Annotated in this window: 27 protein-coding genes; 21 read left to right on the forward strand and 6 right to left on the reverse strand. The window is 70.3% G+C overall.

What is annotated here, in order from left to right:
• The first annotated feature begins 11 nt into the window (after positions 1–11).
• The gene (locus tag KBY47_RS20465) at positions 12–860 is read left to right on the forward strand and encodes a helix-turn-helix transcriptional regulator (RefSeq protein WP_210922710.1); all 849 of its coding nucleotides are present in this window, start codon (positions 12–14) and stop codon (positions 858–860) included.
• Entirely contained in the window at positions 857–1,057 is a 201-nt protein-coding gene (locus tag KBY47_RS20470) for a DUF397 domain-containing protein (protein WP_210922713.1), read from the forward strand. The genes KBY47_RS20465 and KBY47_RS20470 overlap by 4 nt, the downstream gene beginning before the upstream one ends.
• Here the strand turns inward: KBY47_RS20470 and KBY47_RS20475 are convergent.
• On the reverse strand, positions 1,030–2,406 hold the full coding sequence (locus KBY47_RS20475) for an FG-GAP and VCBS repeat-containing protein (RefSeq protein WP_210922715.1): 1,377 nt from the start codon (positions 2,404–2,406) through the stop codon (positions 1,030–1,032). The genes KBY47_RS20470 and KBY47_RS20475 overlap by 28 nt on opposite strands.
• A 215-nt stretch (positions 2,407–2,621) precedes the next feature.
• On the opposite strand from KBY47_RS20475, the gene KBY47_RS20480 reads away from it, so the two are divergent.
• On the forward strand, positions 2,622–3,743 hold the full coding sequence (locus tag KBY47_RS20480) for an endo-1,4-beta-xylanase (RefSeq protein WP_210922789.1): 1,122 nt from the start codon (positions 2,622–2,624) through the stop codon (positions 3,741–3,743).
• A 7-nt stretch (positions 3,744–3,750) separates the two neighbouring features.
• On the opposite strand, the gene KBY47_RS20485 is transcribed toward KBY47_RS20480, so the two are convergent.
• The 5 genes from KBY47_RS20485 to KBY47_RS20505 form a co-directional block, all read right to left on the reverse strand.
• On the reverse strand, positions 3,751–4,278 hold the full coding sequence (locus KBY47_RS20485; protein WP_210922717.1) for a hypothetical protein: 528 nt from the start codon (positions 4,276–4,278) through the stop codon (positions 3,751–3,753).
• Positions 4,279–4,379: 101 nt separating this feature from the next.
• The gene (locus tag KBY47_RS20490) at positions 4,380–4,703 is read right to left on the reverse strand and encodes a MiAMP1 family antimicrobial peptide (RefSeq protein ID WP_210922719.1); all 324 of its coding nucleotides are present in this window, start codon (positions 4,701–4,703) and stop codon (positions 4,380–4,382) included.
• A gap of 101 nt (positions 4,704–4,804) precedes the next feature.
• On the reverse strand, positions 4,805–6,130 hold the full coding sequence (locus KBY47_RS37240) for a hypothetical protein (RefSeq protein ID WP_210922721.1): 1,326 nt from the start codon (positions 6,128–6,130) through the stop codon (positions 4,805–4,807).
• Between the two features lie 43 nt (positions 6,131–6,173).
• Positions 6,174–8,852 carry a BTAD domain-containing putative transcriptional regulator gene (locus KBY47_RS20500; protein WP_210922723.1) on the reverse strand — a complete coding sequence of 893 codons (2,679 nt, stop codon included), beginning with the start codon at positions 8,850–8,852 and terminating at the stop codon, positions 6,174–6,176.
• A gap of 349 nt (positions 8,853–9,201) precedes the next feature.
• Positions 9,202–10,932 (reverse strand): NlpC/P60 family protein, encoded by a 1,731-nt coding sequence (locus KBY47_RS20505; RefSeq protein WP_210922725.1) that lies wholly within the window; start codon positions 10,930–10,932, stop codon positions 9,202–9,204.
• A 475-nt stretch (positions 10,933–11,407) separates the two neighbouring features.
• Between KBY47_RS20505 and rpsJ the strand changes: the two genes are divergently transcribed.
• The 18 genes from rpsJ (at position 11,408) to rplR (ending at position 19,885) form a co-directional block, all read left to right on the forward strand.
• Positions 11,408–11,716, forward strand: a complete 309-nt coding sequence (gene rpsJ, locus KBY47_RS20510) for a 30S ribosomal protein S10 (protein WP_003948644.1) — start codon at positions 11,408–11,410, stop codon at positions 11,714–11,716.
• A 16-nt stretch (positions 11,717–11,732) separates the two neighbouring features.
• The gene (rplC, locus tag KBY47_RS20515; RefSeq protein WP_210922727.1) at positions 11,733–12,377 is read left to right on the forward strand and encodes a 50S ribosomal protein L3; all 645 of its coding nucleotides are present in this window, start codon (positions 11,733–11,735) and stop codon (positions 12,375–12,377) included.
• A gap of 8 nt (positions 12,378–12,385) precedes the next feature.
• Complete coding sequence (gene rplD / locus KBY47_RS20520) at positions 12,386–13,045, forward strand: 50S ribosomal protein L4 (RefSeq protein ID WP_210922729.1); 660 nt, start codon at positions 12,386–12,388, stop codon at positions 13,043–13,045.
• Complete coding sequence (rplW, locus tag KBY47_RS20525) at positions 13,045–13,464, forward strand: 50S ribosomal protein L23 (protein ID WP_210922731.1); 420 nt, start codon at positions 13,045–13,047, stop codon at positions 13,462–13,464. Before rplD ends, rplW begins: the two co-directional genes overlap by 1 nt.
• A 38-nt stretch (positions 13,465–13,502) precedes the next feature.
• Complete coding sequence (gene rplB, locus KBY47_RS20530; protein ID WP_210922733.1) at positions 13,503–14,339, forward strand: 50S ribosomal protein L2; 837 nt, start codon at positions 13,503–13,505, stop codon at positions 14,337–14,339.
• Positions 14,340–14,351: 12 nt separating this feature from the next.
• Positions 14,352–14,633 (forward strand): 30S ribosomal protein S19, encoded by a 282-nt coding sequence (gene rpsS / locus KBY47_RS20535; protein WP_019753092.1) that lies wholly within the window; start codon positions 14,352–14,354, stop codon positions 14,631–14,633.
• A 43-nt stretch (positions 14,634–14,676) separates the two neighbouring features.
• Positions 14,677–15,024 (forward strand): 50S ribosomal protein L22, encoded by a 348-nt coding sequence (gene rplV / locus KBY47_RS20540; RefSeq protein WP_019329637.1) that lies wholly within the window; start codon positions 14,677–14,679, stop codon positions 15,022–15,024.
• Complete coding sequence (gene rpsC / locus KBY47_RS20545; RefSeq protein ID WP_210922735.1) at positions 15,024–15,854, forward strand: 30S ribosomal protein S3; 831 nt, start codon at positions 15,024–15,026, stop codon at positions 15,852–15,854. The genes rplV and rpsC overlap by 1 nt, the downstream gene beginning before the upstream one ends.
• Before the next feature lie 4 nt (positions 15,855–15,858).
• Positions 15,859–16,278, forward strand: coding sequence for a 50S ribosomal protein L16 (gene rplP / locus KBY47_RS20550; protein ID WP_210922737.1), 420 nt, complete (start codon positions 15,859–15,861; stop codon positions 16,276–16,278).
• Positions 16,278–16,502 carry a 50S ribosomal protein L29 gene (gene rpmC, locus KBY47_RS20555; RefSeq protein ID WP_007494763.1) on the forward strand — a complete coding sequence of 75 codons (225 nt, stop codon included), beginning with the start codon at positions 16,278–16,280 and terminating at the stop codon, positions 16,500–16,502. The genes rplP and rpmC overlap by 1 nt, the downstream gene beginning before the upstream one ends.
• Complete coding sequence (gene rpsQ / locus KBY47_RS20560; RefSeq protein WP_210922739.1) at positions 16,499–16,783, forward strand: 30S ribosomal protein S17; 285 nt, start codon at positions 16,499–16,501, stop codon at positions 16,781–16,783. Before rpmC ends, rpsQ begins: the two co-directional genes overlap by 4 nt.
• 101 nt (positions 16,784–16,884) lie before the next feature.
• Positions 16,885–17,253, forward strand: coding sequence for a 50S ribosomal protein L14 (gene rplN, locus KBY47_RS20565; RefSeq protein WP_003998823.1), 369 nt, complete (start codon positions 16,885–16,887; stop codon positions 17,251–17,253).
• 2 nt (positions 17,254–17,255) lie between these two features.
• Positions 17,256–17,579 carry a 50S ribosomal protein L24 gene (gene rplX / locus KBY47_RS20570; protein WP_129799271.1) on the forward strand — a complete coding sequence of 108 codons (324 nt, stop codon included), beginning with the start codon at positions 17,256–17,258 and terminating at the stop codon, positions 17,577–17,579.
• A complete protein-coding gene (rplE, locus tag KBY47_RS20575) occupies positions 17,579–18,136 on the forward strand; it encodes a 50S ribosomal protein L5 (protein WP_015658460.1) in 558 nt (185 codons plus the stop codon). Before rplX ends, rplE begins: the two co-directional genes overlap by 1 nt.
• Positions 18,137–18,141: 5 nt before the next feature.
• Positions 18,142–18,327 (forward strand): type Z 30S ribosomal protein S14, encoded by a 186-nt coding sequence (locus KBY47_RS20580; protein WP_003956452.1) that lies wholly within the window; start codon positions 18,142–18,144, stop codon positions 18,325–18,327.
• A gap of 211 nt (positions 18,328–18,538) precedes the next feature.
• Positions 18,539–18,937, forward strand: a complete 399-nt coding sequence (rpsH, locus tag KBY47_RS20585; RefSeq protein ID WP_030046382.1) for a 30S ribosomal protein S8 — start codon at positions 18,539–18,541, stop codon at positions 18,935–18,937.
• Between the two features lie 24 nt (positions 18,938–18,961).
• A complete protein-coding gene (gene rplF, locus KBY47_RS20590; RefSeq protein WP_210922741.1) occupies positions 18,962–19,501 on the forward strand; it encodes a 50S ribosomal protein L6 in 540 nt (179 codons plus the stop codon).
• 3 nt (positions 19,502–19,504) lie between these two features.
• Positions 19,505–19,885 (forward strand): 50S ribosomal protein L18, encoded by a 381-nt coding sequence (gene rplR / locus KBY47_RS20595; protein WP_019753098.1) that lies wholly within the window; start codon positions 19,505–19,507, stop codon positions 19,883–19,885.
• The last annotated feature ends 39 nt before the right edge of the window (positions 19,886–19,924 follow it).

Raw genomic sequence — 19,924 nt, forward strand, 5'->3', positions numbered from 1 at the left:
AGGGACGGGGGATGAGCGTCGACGTGGATGAGCCTGGATGGGAAGTCGATCCGGACGATGAGTGGGGGGTCGCCGTCATCGCCACGGTGGGGCGGCAGTTGAAGCTCCGCAGGGAGGCCGTGGGGATGCGTGCCGCCGAGTTCGGGGCGGCCGTGGGGTACGGGGAGGACCTCGTCTACAAGGTCGAGGGCGGGAAGCGGATTCCTCGCCAGGAGTACCTGGAGCAGGCGGACGAGGTGTTGGGAGCGGGTGGGCTGATCGCCGCGACCTGGGAGGACGTGAAGAAGGTCCGGTATCCGAAGAGGGTTCGGGAACTGGGCAAGCTGGAGGCCACAGCCGTGGAGATCGGGGTGTACGAGTGCAACAGCATCCATGGCCTGTTGCAGACGCCCGAGCATGCTCGTGCCCTGATCGAGGCTGCTCAGCCGCCCTACACGCCGGACGACGTGGAACGTATGGTGGCGGCGCGTCTGGCCCGGCAGTCGGTGTTCGAGCGCGACCCGGCACCGGCGATTCACTATGTCCTGGAGGAAGCGCCGTTGCGGCGGCCCATCGGGGGCACAATGGTGTGGCGACGGCAGCTCGAACGGCTGCTGGAGGTGGGGCGGATGCACAACGTCGTGCTCCAGGTGATGCCGCTCAACTGTGAGACTCACTCGGGCCTTGACGGCGGAATCGAGTTGCTGAAGTTCGCGGACGGTACGGCGGTGGGCCGTTCCAATGGGGCCTTCAACGGCCGCCCCACGACGGAGGCCAAGCACCTGCGCGTCCTTGAGCTGCGGTATGGCACGATCCGGGCGCAAGCTCTCCCGCCCCGGGAGTCGCTGGCCTTCATCGAGCAAGTGCTGGGAGAAACATGAGCGAGTTGGCCTGGTTCAAGAGCAGCTACAGCAGCGGCAACGACGGCGAGTCCTGCCTGGAGATAGCCATAGCCCCCCACACCATCCACGTCCGCGACTCCAAGCACACCCCCGCCCAGAGCCCCCGGCTCGCACTCGCGCCGGAGGCCTGGGGGGCGTTTCTTGCTGGTTACTGCGGGAACGACGCGACCACGTAGACCGTCGCCGCTCCCGTCGCCGTGATGCCGGACGTCGTGCCGGGCAGGCGGAGGGACGTGTCGTAGCCGTTGCTCGACACGAGCAGGTCGGGGCGGCCGTTGCGGTCGGTGTCGCGTAGGCGGACGTCGATGCCGAAGGACTCGTACGCGGCCGGGGCGCCGGGGACGCCGGACGTGGCGCGGCTGAAGTACTGGGAGTTCGTGCCGGTCAGGCCCGCTCGGCTGCCGCGCAGGATGTGGACGCCGCCGGCGGCCGTGCGTGTGCTGACCGTCTCGCCGGGGACGCCGACCGCCAGGTCCGGGTAGCCGTCGCCGTTGGTGTCGGCGGCGGAGAGGCCGTGGCCCATCCAGTCGCCGGACGTCGCGGCCGTGGCCACGCCGGAGGAGGCCTGGGTGATGCGGTACTTCGTCGTCGGGGCGGTGCTGCCGCCGCGCCAGACGACGACCGATCCGGCGTCGCGGTTGTAGCGGCGGTCGCTGACCGCGAGGTCGCCGTAGCCGTCCTTGTCGAAGTCGGCGACGACGCCGGTGGGGCTGTAGTCGGGGCGGGCGTTGTTGATGACGGTGACCTTGCCGGGCTTGACGGTGGAGCCCCCGCGCAGGAACCAGGCGTCCTGGGTCATCTTGCCGTCGTGGTACCCCTGGCCGAGGAGGTAGAGGTCGGTCGCCTTGTCGTTGGTGACCCTGCCCGCGACCAGGCCGGTCGGCTCGGGGGCGTTGTCGGCCGTGTGCCGGGTGATCGAGCCCGTCGTACCGGACTTGGTGAAGCCGCCCCGGTAGATGTAGACGCTGTCGATGCCGTTGGCGATCGCCAGGTCGGCCTTGCCGTCGCCGTTGAAGTCGCCGGTCTCGATCTGCTTGCCGAAGCCCTGGTGGGCGCTCGCCTTCTTCGGCAGGCGGGTGGCGTCGGAGCCGGAGAGGCCGGACGCCCTGCCCCACAGGATGGTGACCGCGCCAGAGCTGACCTTGTCACCGACCTTCTCGGTGAAGTCGGCGACGGCGAGGTCGGCGTATCCGTCGCGGTTGAGGTCGGCGGCGGCGAGGTCCTCACCGAAGCCGTCGGCGTAGCCGCCCGCGTCTCCGGCCGTGCCGGGGATGCCCGAGGTGGCCTGGGAGAAGACCTTGGTGGTGGTGCCGGGGCCGGTGGCCGTGCCGTACACCACGACGACCTGGCCGTTGTGGTTGCCGTAGGCGTAGTCGCGGTAGCCGTCGCCGTTGAAGTCGTCGGCGTACTTGGCGGGGACGGTGACCGCGCCGGCGGTGCCCGTGGCGAGGGTGAGCAGTCCGCCGGTGAGGGAGACGGCGGTGGCCGTGGCGACCGCCAGGCGGATGCTGCTGCGTCTGGACATGCGGCTCCTGTGGTGATGATCAGTTGCTGGGCTTGCGGGAGAGACCCGTGGCGGGCCCGGATGGTTGTACGCGCCTGGCGTCCCTTTCGTGCACGGGTATTGACCCGGCCCTCGCCGTGGCCCTAGCTTCCGCTCCGTCTCCAAAAGTTTCGGATGACACTTCGAAACATTCGAAGAAACGGAATGAGGCCCCCCGTATGAGACCCGCACGCCCCATACGTTCCCTGCGCTTCACCACCGTGGCCCTCGCCACCGCCGCCCTGACGCTGCCGCTGCTGTCGGGGGTCGCCACGGCCGAGCCGTCGGCCCAGCGGAAGGCCCCGCACTCCCACGCCAAGCACGACCGGCTACGGGCCGCCGCGCCCGACGGGTTCTACGTCGGCACCGCCGTCGCGGGCGGCGGCCACCATCTGGAGCAGGACTATCCGGACCCGTTCACGTACGACAAGGAGTACCGGAAGATCCTCGGGCGGCAGTTCAGCTCCGTCTCCCCCGAGAACCAGATGAAGTGGGACTTCATCCATCCCGAGCGGGACCGCTACGACTTCGCCGCCGCCGACGCCATCGTCGACTTCGCCGACCGGCACGGGCAGGTCGTGCGCGGGCACACCCTGCTGTGGCACAGCCAGAACCCGGCCTGGCTGGAGGAGGGCGACTTCACCAAGGACGAGCTGCGCGCCATCCTGCGCGAGCACATCACCACCGTCGTCGGCCGCTACGCGGGCCGCATCCAGCAGTGGGACGTCGCCAACGAGATCTTCGACGGCGAGGGCAACCTGCGCACGCAGGAGAACATCTGGATACGGGAACTCGGTCCCGGCATCGTCGCCGACGCCTTCCGCTGGGCGCACGAGGCCGACCCCGAGGCACAGCTCTTCTTCAACGACTACGGCGTGGAGAGCGTGGGCGCCAAGAGCGACGCCTACCTCGCGCTCGTCCAGGACCTGCTCGCCCAGGGCGTACCCGTGCACGGCTTCTCCGCGCAGGCCCACCTGAGCACCCGCTACGGCTTCCCGGGCGACCTGGAGCAGAACCTGCGGCGCTTCGACGCGCTCGGCCTTGAGACGGCCATCACCGAGCTGGACGTACGGATGGACCTGCCGGAGAGCGGTGTGCCCACCCCCGCGCAGCTGCGGCAGCAGGCGGACTACTACCAGCGGACGCTGTCGGCGTGCCTGGCCGTCGACGGCTGCAACTCCTTCACCATCTGGGGCTTCACCGACAAGTACTCCTGGGTCCCGGTGTTCTTCCAGGGCGAGGGATCGGCGACGGTGATGACGGAGGACTTCCGCCGCAAGCCCGCCTTCTACGCCCTGCTGAAGACGCTGAAGCGCTGACCGGCGGTCACGGCGCGGGCGGCACCGGCATCACCGGCGGTACCGGCATCACCGCGAAGACGACCATGCCCGCGCCGTGGTCGACCACCGACGGCACCCCGACGCTGACCCGCGAGGCCGCCCCCGGAGGCGGGCCCGTCGCCGCGCCCGCCTCCGCCAGCAGGGCACGGGCCTTGGCCTCCGCCTGGTCGTAGCGGTCGGGGAACGCCGAACGCTGGACCTCCTGGGCGGTCCGGCCCGCGGTGAGGTGGGGGAGCCGCTGCTCCACCCTGACCGCCCGGGTGAAGAACTGCTCGGCGGCGTACGGCACGTGCAGGATCTGCTCGGGCGTCCCCCAGCCCTGGCTGGGGCGCTGCTGGAAGACCCCCAGCGAGTCGCGGTCCCCGCAGGGCAGGTTGTTCATGTGGGACTCGACCCAGCCCGCCTCGAAGCCGGCGAGCATGACCTTGCCGGAGACCCCGAGACGGCGGCCGACGGCGTACACCGCCTTGGTCACCTCCAGGTCGCGGTCGGGTGGGACGTGGCACGGAGGCATGGCGTCGTCGCCTTTCTGTCGTGATCGGCAGGGGTTTCCGTCGTGATCGGCACGGGAGGGGCGGGCGGCCCCCGTGCGACCGCCCGCCCGGGACCGTCGGCTCAGCAGTGGAAGAAGACACTCCGCCAGCCGAAGGCGTCCTTGCTCTCCTGGCTGCCGCGGAAGGTGTGGTGGACCAGGCCCCGGCAGTCGGGCTCGTTGTACATCGCCGCCGTCTGGCCGGTGTACGTGAAGCGGTACGCCGCCCGGTAGTTGGGGTCGATGTTGTTGCAGCCGCAGGCGTGGACCTCCTTGGCCCGCCCGGTGTTCTGCGGGCCCTCCCAGCTGAGGAAGCTGCTCGCGAAGGACGTACCGGTGCCCAGGACGAGGGCTCCGGACAGCATCAGGGAGCCGACGGCGGTGCGGAGGGAACGGCGCTTGCGCATGGGTGTATCTCCTGTTCGTCGTGTGTGTGGGGGGTGGGGTGCGGTGCCGCACGGTGGCGGTGGGGACCGGCCCCGGCGCGGCGGTCGGCATACCGTCGGGGTCACCGGCCGCTCACCGCCGGCTCCGTCGGCGCCGCCGCGGGGTCCTGGGCGAGGCTGCCGCCCATGTCCACCCAGGCGTCGTTCCAGGCGTGGCCCTGCGCGGGGCCCCGCTGCCAGGTGTGGGTGACCCGGCCCTCGGGATCGCGGCCGAACGCCGACAGGTCGCCGCTGGGGTTGAGCACCACGGCCGGGTCGTCCGTGAGCTGTCCGTGCAGGGGGCTCCAGTCGGACCAGGGGCCGCCGGTGCCGGTCTGCCAGCGGTGGTGGAGGGCGTTGTCGGTGCCGCGGGCGAAGAGGACCATGCCGCCGTCGCGGCCGACGAGGACGGTGGGCCTGCCTTGGGTGGTGCCGCCCATGTCGACCCAGGTGTCGTTCCAGGCGTGGCCGTGTTCGGGGCCGCGCTGCCAGGTGTGGGTGATACGGCCGTCAGGGTCGCGGGCGAAGACGGACAGGGCCCCGTTGGGGCTGAGGACCACCGCCGGGTCGCTCGCCACCCGGCCGCCCAGCGACACCCAGTCCGGCGCCCACTCGCCCGCCTCCGACTGCCAGGTGTGCCACAGCGCCCCGTCCGCGCCCCGCACGAACACCACGAGCTTGCCGTACCGGCCCACCAGCGCCCACGGGCGGCCCACCGCCCCGGCGGCCGGACCGCCGAGCGGCGTCCACGCCGACCACGCCCCGCCCGGCTCGGTCTGCCAGCGGTGCGCCACCACGCCCGACGCCTCCACGCCGGACACCACCATCCCGGCGCCGTGGTCCACGACCGAGGGCACCGCGACGCTCACCCGGGGCGTGCTCCGGCCCGGCTCCGTCCACCAGGTGGTCTCCTTGCGGGCCCCCGCCCAGCCGAAGCTGAAGTGCACGTGGTCGGTGTGCGGACTGCGGCCGGTGTACGGCGTCCAGCCCGCGTCCGCCCGGTACGCCTCCCAGATGCGCCGGTTCCAGATGACGTACATGAGCCCGAAACGGCGGGCCAGGGCGTGCGGGTTGCCGTGCCGGTCGGTGGCCAGCAGCCAGTTCAGCAGGTCGTCGGCGAGGTGGCCCTGGGTGTGGACGTCCACGCCCCAGTCGAAGGCCCGGCCCTCCTTATGCTCGCTGACGCCCGGCGCGCCGCACTCCCTGCCGATGCCCAGGCTCCGGGTGCCCGGGTAGGCGGCGAGCACCAGGTCACGGAAGGCCAGGACACCCGGCTTCGCGGCGGGGTCGCAGCCCTGCTGCCCCTCGTACGGGGCGTACGGGTCGATATGGGGACCGAAGTCCGGTGCGGTGGGCGGCATCTCGGGGCGCTCCTCGGCTCGGACGGTGCCGTCGGCGGCGGTGCCCACGGCCTGTCCCGAACCACACTCCCGGCCCGCGCTGACGCCCTGGTCACACCTCGGTCACACGCCCCGCGGCCGTCCGCCGGTGCAGGTCACGCGCGATCCCGAGGGCCAGCGCGTACCCGTCCTCCGTCGCCTCGCCCCGGCGCCACGCCTCGGTGTACGCACGCTCCCCCAGGCGCTCCCGTACGACCGTCCGGGTGCGGGTGTGCAGCACGGCGAACGGGCGCAGCCGGTCGATCTCGGCGCCCGTGATCCGCCGGTGGCGGTGGGCCGCGCCCAGCACCACGGCCGCCCCCCGGTGCTCACCGAGCGCGCCGAGCGTCCAGGCGAGGGTCTCGAGCATCCACGCCGGACCCCAGTTGTCGTCGATCGCGCGCTGCCGCACCAGCGCGTCGCACAGCGGCAGCAGCCCGCGCGACGGCTCCCCGTGCAGCAGCTCGGTCAGCGCCGTGCACCAGCGGGCCCAGGTGTGCGCCCACTCCGCGCCCGACGTCTCCGCCTCGGCCAGATAGGCGCGGGAGGCGGTGCGGGCCTCCTCGCGGTCCCCGAGGAAGGCGGCGGCCATCGCCCAGAACATCGTCGCCATGTGCGCGTCGCCCGGCTGCCCCGCCGCCCGCAACTCGGCCACCGCCCGCGCGAGTTGGCCGACGCAGTCCGGATCGCCGGGCGCCAGCAGCGCGTACACCCCCTCGACGTAGAGCACGGGCGGCGCCTTCGACGCCCCGGGGCCGGTCCGGCACGCGTCGAGGACCGCGCGGGCCGCCGGGTGGTCCCCCTGGATGACCGCGACGAAGGCCTTCAGGGCCGCCATCGACACCGTCAGCTCCGCCAGCGCCGGATCGTCCCCGTCGAGCAGCGCCGACAGGTCTTCCAGCCAGCCCCGGGCCTCGCCCAGCGTGGCGCTGACGAACCAGGAACGCGCCCGGGTCAGATCGGCGGCGATGGCCGCGCCGACCGCCGCCCGGCCCGGGTGGTCCCGGCAGAAGTCCAGCGCGGAACGCAGGTTCGGCAGCTCCCGGCAGAGCCGCACCAGCCATTCGACCTCCGCCGGACCGAACCACTCGGCTGCGGCCCGTCCCACCAGCGCCCGGTAGTAGTCGCTGTGCCGCACCAGCAGCGCGGTCGCGTCGCCCCGCGCCCGCAACCGTTCGGCGCCGTACTGGCGGATGGTCTCCAGGAGGCGGTAGCGGGTGGTGTTCCCGGACCGGCCCGCCGTCGGCACCGACTCCGCCATGACCAGCGACTTGTGGACGAGACCACCGAGCAGGTCCAGGACGTCCCCCGGCGCGATCCCGTCGCCCGCGCAGACCGACTCCGCCGCCGGGAGGTCGAAGTCGCCGATGAACACCGACAGCCGCTCCCACAGCAGCCGCTCCCCGGGCGTGCACAGGCTGTGGCTCCAGTCCATGACCCCGCGCAGGGTGTGCCGGTACTGCGCGGACGCGGGCCCCGGCGCCGCCGCGCGGGGACCGGCCAGCAGCCGGAACCGGTCCTCCAGCCGGGCCAGCACCTCCGCCACGGTCAGCGTGCTCAGCCGGACCGCTGCCAGCTCGATCGCCAGCGGAATCCCGTCCAGACGGCGGCACAGCTCGGCCGCCACCGCCCCCTCACCCCGGCCCGCCCGGACCGTCACCGCCCACGCCGCCGCCCGGTCCGCGAGCAGCCGCACCGCCTCGCACGGCGTACCGTCCGGGCCGTCCCGCAGCGTCAGACACGGCACCGGCATCACATGCTCGCCCGGCACCCCGAGCCGCTCCCGGCTGGTGGCCAGCACCCGCAGCTCCGGGACGGCCCGCAGCAGCCGCAGCACCAGCTCCGCCGCCGCCTCCACCAGGTGCTCGCAGTTGTCGAGCAGCAGCAGCGGACGCCGCTCGCGCAGATGCTCGGCCACCGCGTCGGCCGCGGACCGCGTGGACTGGTCGCGCAGCCCCAGCGACTCGGCGACCGCCCGCGCCACCAGCGCCGCGTCGGTGACCGCGGCCAGGTCCACCAGCCACACCCCGTCCGGGAAGGCGGGCGCCGAGTGCCGGGCTGCGCGCAGCGCGAGCCGGGTCTTGCCGACCCCGCCCACCCCGGTCAGCGTGACCAGCCGGGACAGGCCCAGCAGCCGCCGTGTCTCGGCCAGCTCCCGCTCCCGCCCGACGAACGTGGTCGTCTCCGCGGGCAGGTTCCCCCGCCCGCCCGGCCCGGTCACCGACGTCCGGGGCAGCACCGGGTCGAGATCCGGCGCCGCCGTCAGCATCCGCTGGTGCAGCGTCTTCAGCTCGCTGCCGGGGTCGATGCCCAGTTCCTCGGCGAGCAGCGCGCTCACCTCGTGGAAGCACTGGACGGCCTCGCCCTGCCGCCCGCACTGGTAGAGCGCCAGCATCCGCTGCGCCCAGAACCGCTCCCGCAGCGGATGCAGCCGGGTCAGCGTCCGCAGCTCCGGCAGGACGTCGGCGGGCCTGCGGCACCGGATCACCGCGTCGATCCACGCCTCCCGTGCCGCGAGCCGCTGTTCGCCCAGTGCCGAGACCACGTCCCCGAACCGCTCCGGCGGCAGATCGGCCAGCGGCTCCCCGCGCCAGAGCGCGAGCGCCTCCCCGTACAGCGCCGCCGCCCGCTCCGGCCGGTCCCCGGCGAGCGCGGTCCGGCCCGCCCGCACCAGCGCGGCGAACCGGCGTGCGTCCAGCGCGTCCTCGCCGCCCGCGTCCAGCACATAGCCGCCCTGCTCGGTCCGCAGCACCTCCGGCCCCAGCGTCCGGCGCAGCCGCGTAGTTCTGTACGGCGTTGCGCGCGCCCCGCGGCGGCTCCTCGCCCCACAGCCGCTCCACCAGCGTGTCCACCGGCACCACCCGGCCGATGTCGACGAGCAGCGCCGCCAGCAGCCCGCGCAGCCGGGCCGCGCCGACGCCCACCCGCACCCCGTCGCGGGTGACCGTCAGCGGGCCGAGGATGCCGAAGTCGTACCGTGCCATTCCGCCGAGACTAGGACGCTCGGTGATCACGGCACTACGGCGCGTGAGGGGCGGCCGGGGGTGCGCGCGTCCCGGTGTGCTCCCTGGTCATGCGCGGTGCGGCGCCACCCCGGCTGCTCAGATCCGGTGCACGGTGTGCAGGGTCCTCGCGTAGGTGCCGGTGCCCTCCAGGTGGGAGGCGCCGCCCAGGTCGGACATCGTGGGTCCGTGGACCGTCTTGCGGCTGGAGAGGAAGCGGCGCCTGCCCCCGGTGTCCGCCCCCAGATAGATGCCGACGTGGTCCACGGTGGCCGTGGCGCCGTCGTCCCCGGAGTCGGCGTTGAACATGACCAGGTCGCCCGGCTGGAGCTGGGTGGCGGCGGGCGGGTTCGAGCCGTCGGTGCGGGCGACGCGGACGCCCGGCGAGTGGTCGGCCATGTCCCGGGACCGGCGGGGGAGCCGGGTGCCCGAGGTGTCCGCGCCCGCCGCCAGCGGTACGCCCAGGTGGTAGCCGTAGACCATGCGCACGTACCCCGAGCAGTCCAGGTTGCCGACCTGCTTGCTGGACGGGCCGGTGTAGGCGCCGTCCGGGAACGTCCAGCCCACGCCCATGTACTCGTGGAAGTCGGCGCCCTCGACGCGGAAGCCCTGCGCGTCGAGGTAGCCGTACCCGGACGCGCCCAGGACCCGCCTGCCCGCGGCCGGTCCCGAGCCCGCGGTCACCGTCGGGGCGCCGGGCAGGAACATCGCCGCGTACGCCAGCACGTCCGGGGCCGTGGAGCCGGACCAGGCCCGTATCGTCCCCTCCAGTTCCGGCGTCCAGGTGCCGTCGAAGGGGGCGTCCAGGAGACGTACCCACTCGCCGTGGGTGACGGTCGGCGGGACCGCCCAGTGCCCGGCGTCCACCTGGAAGCGGCTGACCAGCAGCCGGACGGGCAGGTTGGCGCAGCCGTCGTTGGCGAGGGCGCGCAGGCCCACCCGGCCCGCGCCGAAGGCGGCGTCGGTGACGTCGACGAGCCAGCCGGACGGCTCGGCCGACGCCGACCGCCACGCCTTGACCCGGATGCGGGTGCCCTCGCGGCGGACCCGGATCGTCCAGTCGGTGCCCGCGGGGACGTCCGTCGCCAGGGTCAGGGCCGACGTCAGCTGGGTGACCGCGTCCGCGACCTCCTTCTCCACCCTGAGCTGGACCGCACCCGTGGTGAGGAAGGACAGCCGGGCCCGGTAGCTGTTGTGGGTGTCCTGGTAGCCGAAGGAGAGCGCGTACGACACGGCCTGCCCGGTGGGCACCTTGTCGAACCGGGCCACGGACCGCACGTCGACGTCGGTGATCTCGCCGTCCCTGAGGGTGACGTGGCGGCTGGCGTAGTCGGTGCTGAGCCTGAGGACCCCGGTGCCCGGTGTCACCGAGTAGTCGGTGGCGTCGGGTCCCAGGGCCGACCAGCTGCCGCCGCCGGGAGAGCTGCCCCAGCCTTCGGCGAGGGTGCGCTGGAAGTCGTCGGCGAAGGGGTTCTTGTTCTCCGTGAACACGCGCTGGGGGCCGGTCAGCAGCACGGTGCGCGCCCCGTGGGTCAGGGTCGCGATCCGCCGGCCGCCCGAGGTGACGTCGGTGCGGGCCGGGGTGCCCGGCAGCACGGTGGTCGTGAGCTGTGCCGCCAGGGTCTCGCGGCTGAAGTAGGCGGCGTTCAGCGGGGGCATGGTCACCGAGGAGGGCCCCGCGGCCGTCCCCGCCGGGCCGGGCAGCGGTTCGACGGCGGGCGCGGTGGGCGGCGCGGCGTGGGCCGGGGTGGCGGCCAGCTGGGTGAGCGGGGCGGTGGCGGCGGAGGCCGCGAGAGCGGCGAGTACCCTGCGCCGTGAGGTCTGCTTCATACGATCATGATCCCGGGCGGGTGCCGTGCGGGAGTAGCCCCGGGACGGGCGACCCCGGGGCGGCGGTGGCGGGCGCGGTTTGATCCACGTCACGTCCGGGGTATTCTCTCCGGCTCGATTGGCGTCGCCCTTGCCCCGTATGGCAGACTGTCCGAGTTGCTCGGTCGAGTGTTGATGCTGCGCGCCTCCCGCCGGGAGGACCGGAAGCGAGTCCCACAGTACTCGTCGTTCCAACTGCCGTAAGGCAGCAATGGGGCGGACGTACGGGAATCTTCCGGGAAGCGTGGGCGCGGCACCGGCCAGGCGCCCGGTGGGCTTTTGCCCCCGGTCCAGCGGTTCGTCAAGGGCCGTGCTACCCCAGCAGGGATGTTCGAACAAGGGACATTCATGTCAGCGGCAGCGCGACACGCCCGACCGCGTGGGTCGGAGAAACCGGGTTCCAGAGCGTTACGAGAGACAGGACTACTGAGTAGCCATGGCGGGACAGAAGATCCGCATCCGGCTCAAGGCCTACGACCACGAGGTCATCGACTCCTCGGCGAAGAAGATCGTCGAGACGGTGACCCGTACTGGTGCGTCGGTCGCGGGCCCGGTGCCGCTGCCCACTGAGAAGAACGTGTACTGCGTCATCAAGTCGCCGCACAAGTACAAGGACTCGCGCGAGCACTTCGAGATGCGCACGCACAAGCGCCTGATCGACATCCTCGACCCGACCCCCAAGACCGTTGACTCTCTGATGCGACTCGACCTCCCGGCCGGTGTCGACATCGAGATCAAGCTCTGAGGCTGGTGGGCTGAGAATGGCTAAGCAGATCAAGGGCATCCTGGGCGAGAAGCTCGGTATGACGCAGGTGTGGGACGAGAACAACCGCGTTGTTCCGGTCACCGTCGTCAAGGCCGGGCCCAATGTCGTCACCCAGGTCCGTACCAACGACGTCGACGGCTACGAGTCCGTCCAGCTCGCCTTCGGCGAGATCGACCCGCGCAAGGTGAACAAGCCCCTCAAGGGCCACTTCGCCAAGGCCGACGTCACCCCGCGCCGTCACCTCGTCGAGATCCGTACCTCGGACGCGTCCGAGTACACCCTCGGCCAGGAAGTCACCGCCGAGGTCTTCGAGGCCGGTGTCAAGGTCGACGTGACCGGCAAGAGCAAGGGCAAGGGCTTCGCCGGTGTCATGAAGCGCCACAACTTCCGTGGTCTCGGCGCCGGACACGGTACCCAGCGCAAGCACCGCTCTCCCGGCTCCATCGGTGGCTGCGCCACCCCGGGCCGTGTGTTCAAGGGCCTCCGCATGGCGGGTCGCATGGGCAACGAGCGGGTCACCACCCAGAACCTGACCGTCCACGCCGTTGACGCGGAGAAGGGTCTGCTGCTCATCAAGGGCGCGGTTCCCGGTCCGAACGGCGGCCTCGTCCTGGTCCGCACCGCGGCCAAGGGGGCCTGAGGTAACCGATGAGCACTGTTGACATCCTTTCGCCGGCGGGCGACAAGGCCGGTACCGTCGAGCTCCCCGCGGAGATCTTCGACGTCGAGAAGGTCAGCGTCCCGCTGATCCACCAGGTCGTCGTCGCGCAGCTGGCCGCCGCCCGCCAGGGCACCCACAAGACGAAGACGCGTGGCGAGGTCCGCGGCGGTGGCAAGAAGCCGTACCGCCAGAAGGGCACCGGCCGCGCCCGTCAGGGCTCGACCCGCGCGCCGCAGTTCGCCGGTGGTGGCGTCGTGCACGGTCCCGTGCCGCGTGACTACTCGCAGCGCACCCCGAAGAAGATGAAGGCCGCCGCCCTGCGGCACGCCCTCACCGACCGGGCGCGTCACAACCGCATTCACGTCGTCTCCGGCGTGATCGAGGGCGAGACCCCCTCCACGAAGGCCGCCAAGAGCCTGTTCGGCAAGATCAGCGAGCGCAAGAACCTGCTCCTGGTCGTCGAGCGCTCCGACGAGGCCGCGTGGCTGTCCGCCCGCAACCTGCCCCAGGTCCACATCCTGGAGCCGGGCCAGCTGAACACGTACGACGTTCTCGTCTCGGACGACGTGGTCTTCACCCAGGCCGCTTTCGAGTCCTTCGTGTCCGGCCCGAAGGCCGCCAATGACACCGAAGGGAGCGAGGTCTGATGGCCATCCGTCACCCCTCCATCGCCTCGAAGGCCGCCAAGGCCGCCAAGGCCGCGCGCGTCGCCAAGGCACGCCGCCAGGCCACCGAGGGCAAGAACACCGTCGAGACCCCGCTGAGCAAGTCGTACACGGACCCCCGTGACGTGCTGCTGAAGCCGGTCGTCTCCGAGAAGAGCTACGCGCTCCTCGACGACAACAAGTACACGTTCATCGTCGACCCGCGGGCCAACAAGACCCAGATCAAGGAGGCCGTGCAGGCGGTCTTCTCGGTCAAGGTCACCGGGGTCAACACGATCAACCGCCAGGGCAAGCGCAAGCGGACCCGCACGGGCTTCGGCCAGCGTGCCGCCACCAAGCGCGCGATCGTGACCCTCGCCGAGGGCGACCGTATCGACATCTTCGGCGGTCCGACCGCGTAAGCGGGTCGGATCGTCCGATATCGGACGAGGACTGAGAAATGGGAATCCGCAAGTACAAGCCGACTACGCCGGGCCGTCGTGGCGCCAGCGTCGCCGACTTCGTCGAGGTCACGCGGTCCACGCCGGAGAAGTCGCTGGTTCGCCCCCTGCACAGCAAGGGCGGCCGTAACAATTCCGGTCGTGTGACCGTCCGCCACCAGGGCGGTGGCCACAAGCGCGCCTACCGCGTGATCGACTTCCGTCGTCACGACAAGGACGGCGTGCCGGCGAAGGTCGCGCACATCGAGTACGACCCCAACCGCACCGCGCGCATCGCGCTGCTGCACTACGCCGACGGCGAGAAGCGCTACATCCTCGCGCCGCGCGGCCTGTCGCAGGGCGACCGCATCGAGAACGGTCCCGGGGCCGACATCAAGCCGGGCAACAACCTCGCCCTGCGCAACATCCCGGTCGGTACCACGCTGCACGCCATCGAGCTGCGGCCGGGCGGCGGCGCCAAGTTCGCCCGCTCCGCCGGCGCCTCGGTGCAGCTGCTCGCGAAGGAGGGCTCCATGGCCCACCTGCGCATGCCGTCCGGTGAGATCCGCCTGGTCGACGTCCGCTGCCGCGCCACGGTCGGCGAGGTCGGCAACGCCGAGCAGTCGAACATCAACTGGGGCAAGGCGGGTCGCAAGCGGTGGCTGGGCGTTCGCCCGACCGTCCGTGGTGTGGTCATGAACCCGGTCGACCACCCGCACGGTGGTGGTGAGGGCCGGACCTCCGGTGGCCGCCACCCCGTGTCCCCGTGGGGCAAGAAGGAAGGCCGTACTCGTTCGCCCAAGAAGGCGTCGAACAAGTACATCGTCCGCCGCCGCAAGACGAACAAGAAGCGCTAGGAGCGGGTTTAGATGCCGCGCAGTCTCAAGAAGGGGCCCTTCGTCGACGACCACCTGATCAAGAAGGTGGAAGCCCAGAACGAAGCCGGCACCAAGAACGTCATCAAGACCTGGTCCCGTCGCTCCATGATCGTGCCGGCCATGCTCGGCCACACGCTCGCGGTGCACAACGGCAAGACCCACATCCCGGTGTTCGTCACCGAGTCGATGGTCGGCCACAAGCTCGGCGAGTTCTCGCCGACGCGCACCTTCCGGGGCCACGTCAAGGACGACCGGAAGTCGAAGCGCCGCTAGCAGCGGATCGCATTCAGACACGTAAGAAACTGAAGGGACAACCATGGAAGCCAGGGCCCAGGCGCGGTACATCCGCGTCACGCCCATGAAGGCCCGCCGCGTGGTGGACCTCATCCGTGGCATGGACGCCACGGAGGCCCAGGCTGTTCTGCGATTCGCTCCGCAGGCAGCCTCCGTGCCCGTCGGCAAGGTGCTCGACAGCGCCATCGCCAACGCCGCGCACAACTACGACCACACCGACGCCGACAGCCTCTACATCTCCGAGGCGTACGTCGACGAGGGCCCGACCCTGAAGCGGTTCCGGCCGCGCGCCCAGGGCCGTGCCTACCGGATCCGCAAGCGGACCAGCCACATCACCGTGGTCGTCAGCAGCAAGGAAGGAACCCGGTAATGGGCCAGAAGGTAAACCCGCACGGGTTCCGGCTCGGTGTCACGACCGACTTCAAGTCGCGTTGGTACGCCGACAAGCTGTACAAGGACTACGTCAAGGAAGACGTCGCCATCCGTCGGATGATGACGTCCGGCATGGAGCGCGCCGGTATCTCGAAGGTTGAGATCGAGCGCACCCGTGACCGCGTCCGCGTCGACATCCACACCGCGCGTCCCGGCATCGTCATCGGCCGCCGCGGCGCCGAGGCCGACCGCATCCGCGGTGACCTGGAGAAGCTGACCGGCAAGCAGGTCCAGCTGAACATCCTCGAGGTCAAGAACCCGGAGACGGACGCTCAGCTGGTGGCCCAGGCCGTCGCCGAGCAGCTGTCCTCCCGCGTCTCCTTCCGCCGCGCCATGCGCAAGAGCATGCAGTCGGCGATGAAGGCGGGCGCCAAGGGCATCAAGATCCAGTGCGGTGGCCGTCTCGGCGGCGCCGAGATGTCCCGCTCGGAGTTCTACCGCGAGGGCCGTGTGCCCCTGCACACCCTCCGCGCGAACGTGGACTACGGCTTCTTCGAGGCCAAGACGACCTTCGGCCGCATCGGTGTGAAGGTCTGGATCTACAAGGGCGACGTCAAGAACATCGCCGAGGTCCGCGCCGAGAACGCCGCTGCCCGTGCGGGTAACCGCCCGGCCCGCGGTGGCTCCGACCGCCCGGCCCGTGGTGGCCGCGGTGGCGAGCGGCGCGGTCGTAAGCCGCAGCAGTCCGCCACGGCTGCCGAGGCCAACAAGGCGGAGGCCCCGGCCGCCGCCGCGGCCGAGCCGAGCGCTGCCGGAAAGGAGAGCTGACCCCATGCTGATCCCCCGTAGGGTCAAGCACCGCAAGCAGCACCACCCCAAGCGCAGCGGCGCTGCCAAGGGTGGTACGCAGGTTGCGTTCGGCGAGTACGGCATCCAGGCGCTGACCCCGGCGTACGTCACGAACCGCCAGATCGAGGCGGCTCGTATCGCCATGACCCGTCACATCAAGCGTGGCGGCAAGGTCTGGATCAACATCTACCCGGACCGCCCCCTCACCAAGAAGCCCGCCGAGACCCGCATGGGTTCCGGTAAGGGTTCCCCGGAGTGGTGGGTGGCCAACGTCAAGCCCGGACGCGTGATGTTCGAGCTGTCGTACCCCAACGAGAAGATCGCCCGTGAGGCGCTCACGCGTGCGGCCCACAAGCTGCCGATGAAGTGCCGGATCGTCAAGCGCGAGGCAGGTGAAGCGTGATGTCGGCCGGTACCAAGGCGTCCGAGCTGCGCGAGCTGGGCAACGAGGAGCTTCTGGCGAAGCTCCGCGAGGCCAAGGAAGAGCTGTTCAACCTCCGCTTCCAGGCGGCCACGGGTCAGCTCGAAAACCACGGCCGGCTGAAGGCCGTCCGTAAGGACATCGCGCGGATCTACACCCTGATGCGCGAGCGCGAGCTGGGCATCGAAACGGTGGAGAACGCATGAGCGAGAACAACGTGACTGAGTCGAAGACCGAGCGCAACGCCCGCAAGACCCGTGAGGGTTACGTCGTCAGCGACAAGATGGACAAGACCGTCGTCGTCGCTGTCGAGGACCGCGTGAAGCACGCGCTGTACGGCAAGGTCCTGCGCCGTACGAACAAGCTCAAGGCGCACGACGAGCAGAACGCTGCCGGCGTCGGCGACCGGGTCCTCCTGATGGAGACCCGCAAGCTGTCCGCTTCCAAGCACTGGCGCGTCGTCGAGATCCTCGAGAAGGCCAAGTAATTCCTGCGGGGCAAACCCCGCAGGTCAGTTCCGCCAGGCTCCGGGCGGGTGCGCACGTGTGACACCCGCCCGGGGAACCGGCAGACAAACAGGAGATAGACGTGATCCAGCAGGAGTCGCGACTGCGTGTCGCCGACAACACTGGTGCGAAGGAGATCCTTTGCATCCGTGTGCTCGGTGGCTCCGGTCGCCGCTACGCGGGCATCGGTGACGTCATCGTCGCCACCGTCAAGGACGCGATCCCCGGTGGCAACGTGAAGAAGGGTGACGTCGTCAAGGCGGTCATCGTTCGCACCGTCAAGGAGCGCCGTCGTCCGGACGGCTCGTACATCCGCTTCGACGAGAACGCCGCCGTCATTCTGAAGAACGACGGCGACCCTCGCGGCACCCGTATCTTCGGCCCGGTCGGCCGTGAGCTGCGCGAGAAGAAGTTCATGAAGATCATCTCGCTCGCGCCGGAGGTGCTGTAAGCATGAAGATCAAGAAGGGCGACCTGGTCCAGGTCATCACCGGCAAGGACAAGGGCAAGCAGGGCAAGGTCATTGCCGCTTACCCGCGCGACGAGCGCGTCCTGGTCGAGGGTGTCAACCGGGTCAAGAAGCACACCAAGGCCGGTCCGACCGCTCGCGGTTCCCAGGCCGGCGGCATCGTCACGACCGAGGCGCCGATCCACGTCTCCAACGTCCAGCTGGTCGTTGAGAAGGACGGCAAGAAGGTCGTCACGCGTGTCGGCTACCGCTTCGACGAAGAGGGCAACAAGATCCGCGTTGCCAAGCGGACGGGTGAGGACATCTGATGGCTACCACCACCACTCCGCGTCTGAAGACGAAGTACCGCGAGGAGATCGCGGGCAAGCTGCGTGACGAGTTCAAGTACGAGAACGTCATGCAGGTTCCCGGCCTCGTCAAGATCGTGGTCAACATGGGTGTGGGCGACGCCGCCCGCGACTCCAAGCTGATCGAGGGCGCCATCCGCGACCTCACCACGATCACCGGTCAGAAGCCGGCCGTCACCAAGGCCCGCAAGTCCATCGCGCAGTTCAAGCTGCGTGAGGGTCAGCCGATCGGTGCCCACGTCACGCTCCGTGGCGACCGCATGTGGGAGTTCCTGGACCGCACCCTGTCGCTCGCGCTGCCGCGCATCCGCGACTTCCGCGGTCTGTCCCCCAAGCAGTTCGACGGCCGTGGCAACTACACCTTCGGTCTCACCGAGCAGGTCATGTTCCACGAGATCGACCAGGACAAGATCGACCGTACCCGGGGTATGGACATCACCGTGGTCACCACGGCGACCAACGACGCTGAGGGCCGCGCGCTCCTTCGTCACCTCGGCTTCCCGTTCAAGGAGGCGTGAGCGAGATGGCGAAGAAGGCTCTGATTGCCAAGGCTGCTCGCAAGCCCAAGTTCGGTGTGCGCGCGTACACCCGCTGCCAGCGCTGCGGCCGTCCGCACTCCGTGTACCGCAAGTTCGGCCTTTGCCGCGTGTGCCTTCGTGAGATGGCTCACCGTGGCGAGCTGCCGGGCGTGACCAAGAGCTCCTGGTAGTCCCGTAGTTCGGGATTCCCAAGGCTCTCGGTAAGCAACTGGGCGGTCAGACGCCCGCCTCGCATGCCTTAGGCTTGTGGGGTTGGGCGTCTGTCGCCGCCCGTACGACTTACTACGCCGTAGGTCCACCGCGCCGCACCCGTCCCGTCTCGGATCGGGGAGAGGGATGGCGCACCAGGAAACCCCGGCGAGAGAGGCCGAAGGCCAATTCATGACCATGACTGATCCGATCGCAGACATGCTGACGCGTCTGCGGAACGCGAACTCGGCGTACCACGACTCCGTGACGATGCCGGCGTCCAAGATCAAGTCTCACATCGCGGAGATCCTGCAGCAGGAGGGCTTCATCACGGGCTGGCGCGTCGAGGACGCGGAGGTCGGCAAGAACCTCGTCCTGGAGCTGAAGTTCGGCCCCAACCGTGAGCGCTCCATCGCGGGCATCAAGCGGATCTCCAAGCCCGGTCTCCGGGTGTACGCGAAGTCCACCAACCTGCCGAAGGTGCTCGGCGGCCTGGGCGTGGCGATCATCTCCACGTCGCACGGGCTCCTCACCGACAAGCAGGCCGGCAAGAAGGGCGTGGGTGGGGAAGTCCTCGCCTACGTCTGGTAGCGGAAGGGAACGGAGGAAACAGCTATGTCGCGCATCGGCAAGCTCCCCATCGCGGTTCCCGCCGGCGTGGACGTCACCATCGACGGCCAGACGGTTTCGGTCAAGGGCCCCAAGGGCCAGCTGACCCACACCGTCGCGGCGCCGATCGAGATCGCCAAGGGTGAGGACGGCGTTCTGAACGTCACCCGCCCCAACGACGAGCGTCAGAACAAGGCCCTGCACGGCCTGTCCCGCACGCTGGTGGCGAACATGATCACCGGCGTGACCCAGGGTTACGTGAAGAAGCTCGAAATCAGCGGTGTCGGTTACCGCGTTGTCGCCAAGGGCTCGAACCTGGAGTTCTCCCTCGGCTACAGCCACCCGATCGTGGTCGAGGCCCCCGAGGGCATCACCTTCAAGGTCGAGGCCCCCACCCGTTTCTCGGTCGAGGGCATCGACAAGCAGAAGGTCGGCGAGGTCGCGGCCAACATCCGCAAGCTGCGCAAGCCCGACCCGTACAAGGCCAAGGGCGTCAAGTACGAGGGCGAAGTCATCCGCCGCAAGGTCGGAAAGGCGGGTAAGTAAGCCATGGCATACGGGCAGAAGATCCTCAAGGGCGACGCCTACAAGCGCGCCGCGATCAAGCGCCGTCACATCCGGATCCGCAAGCGGATCAACGGTACGGCGGAGCGCCCCCGTCTGGTCGTGACCCGCTCCAACCGTCACATCGTGGCGCAGGTGATCGACGACCTGAAGGGTCACACCCTGGCGTCGGCGTCGTCCCTGGACGCGTCGATCCGCGGTGCCGAGGACAAGTCCTCGCAGGCCAAGAAGGTCGGCGCCCTGGTCGCCGAGCGTGCCAAGGCCGCCGGTGTCGAGGCCGTCGTGTTCGACCGTGGTGGCAACCAGTACGCCGGGCGCATCGCCGCCCTGGCGGACGCCGCCCGCGAAGCCGGGCTCAAGTTCTGAGCCTGCCGTAGCTAGCGGAAACGAAGAGAGGTAATTCCA

Origin of the sequence: Streptomyces sp. B93, from assembly GCF_018070565.1 — a bacterium.
GTDB lineage: Bacteria > Actinomycetota > Actinomycetes > Streptomycetales > Streptomycetaceae > Streptomyces.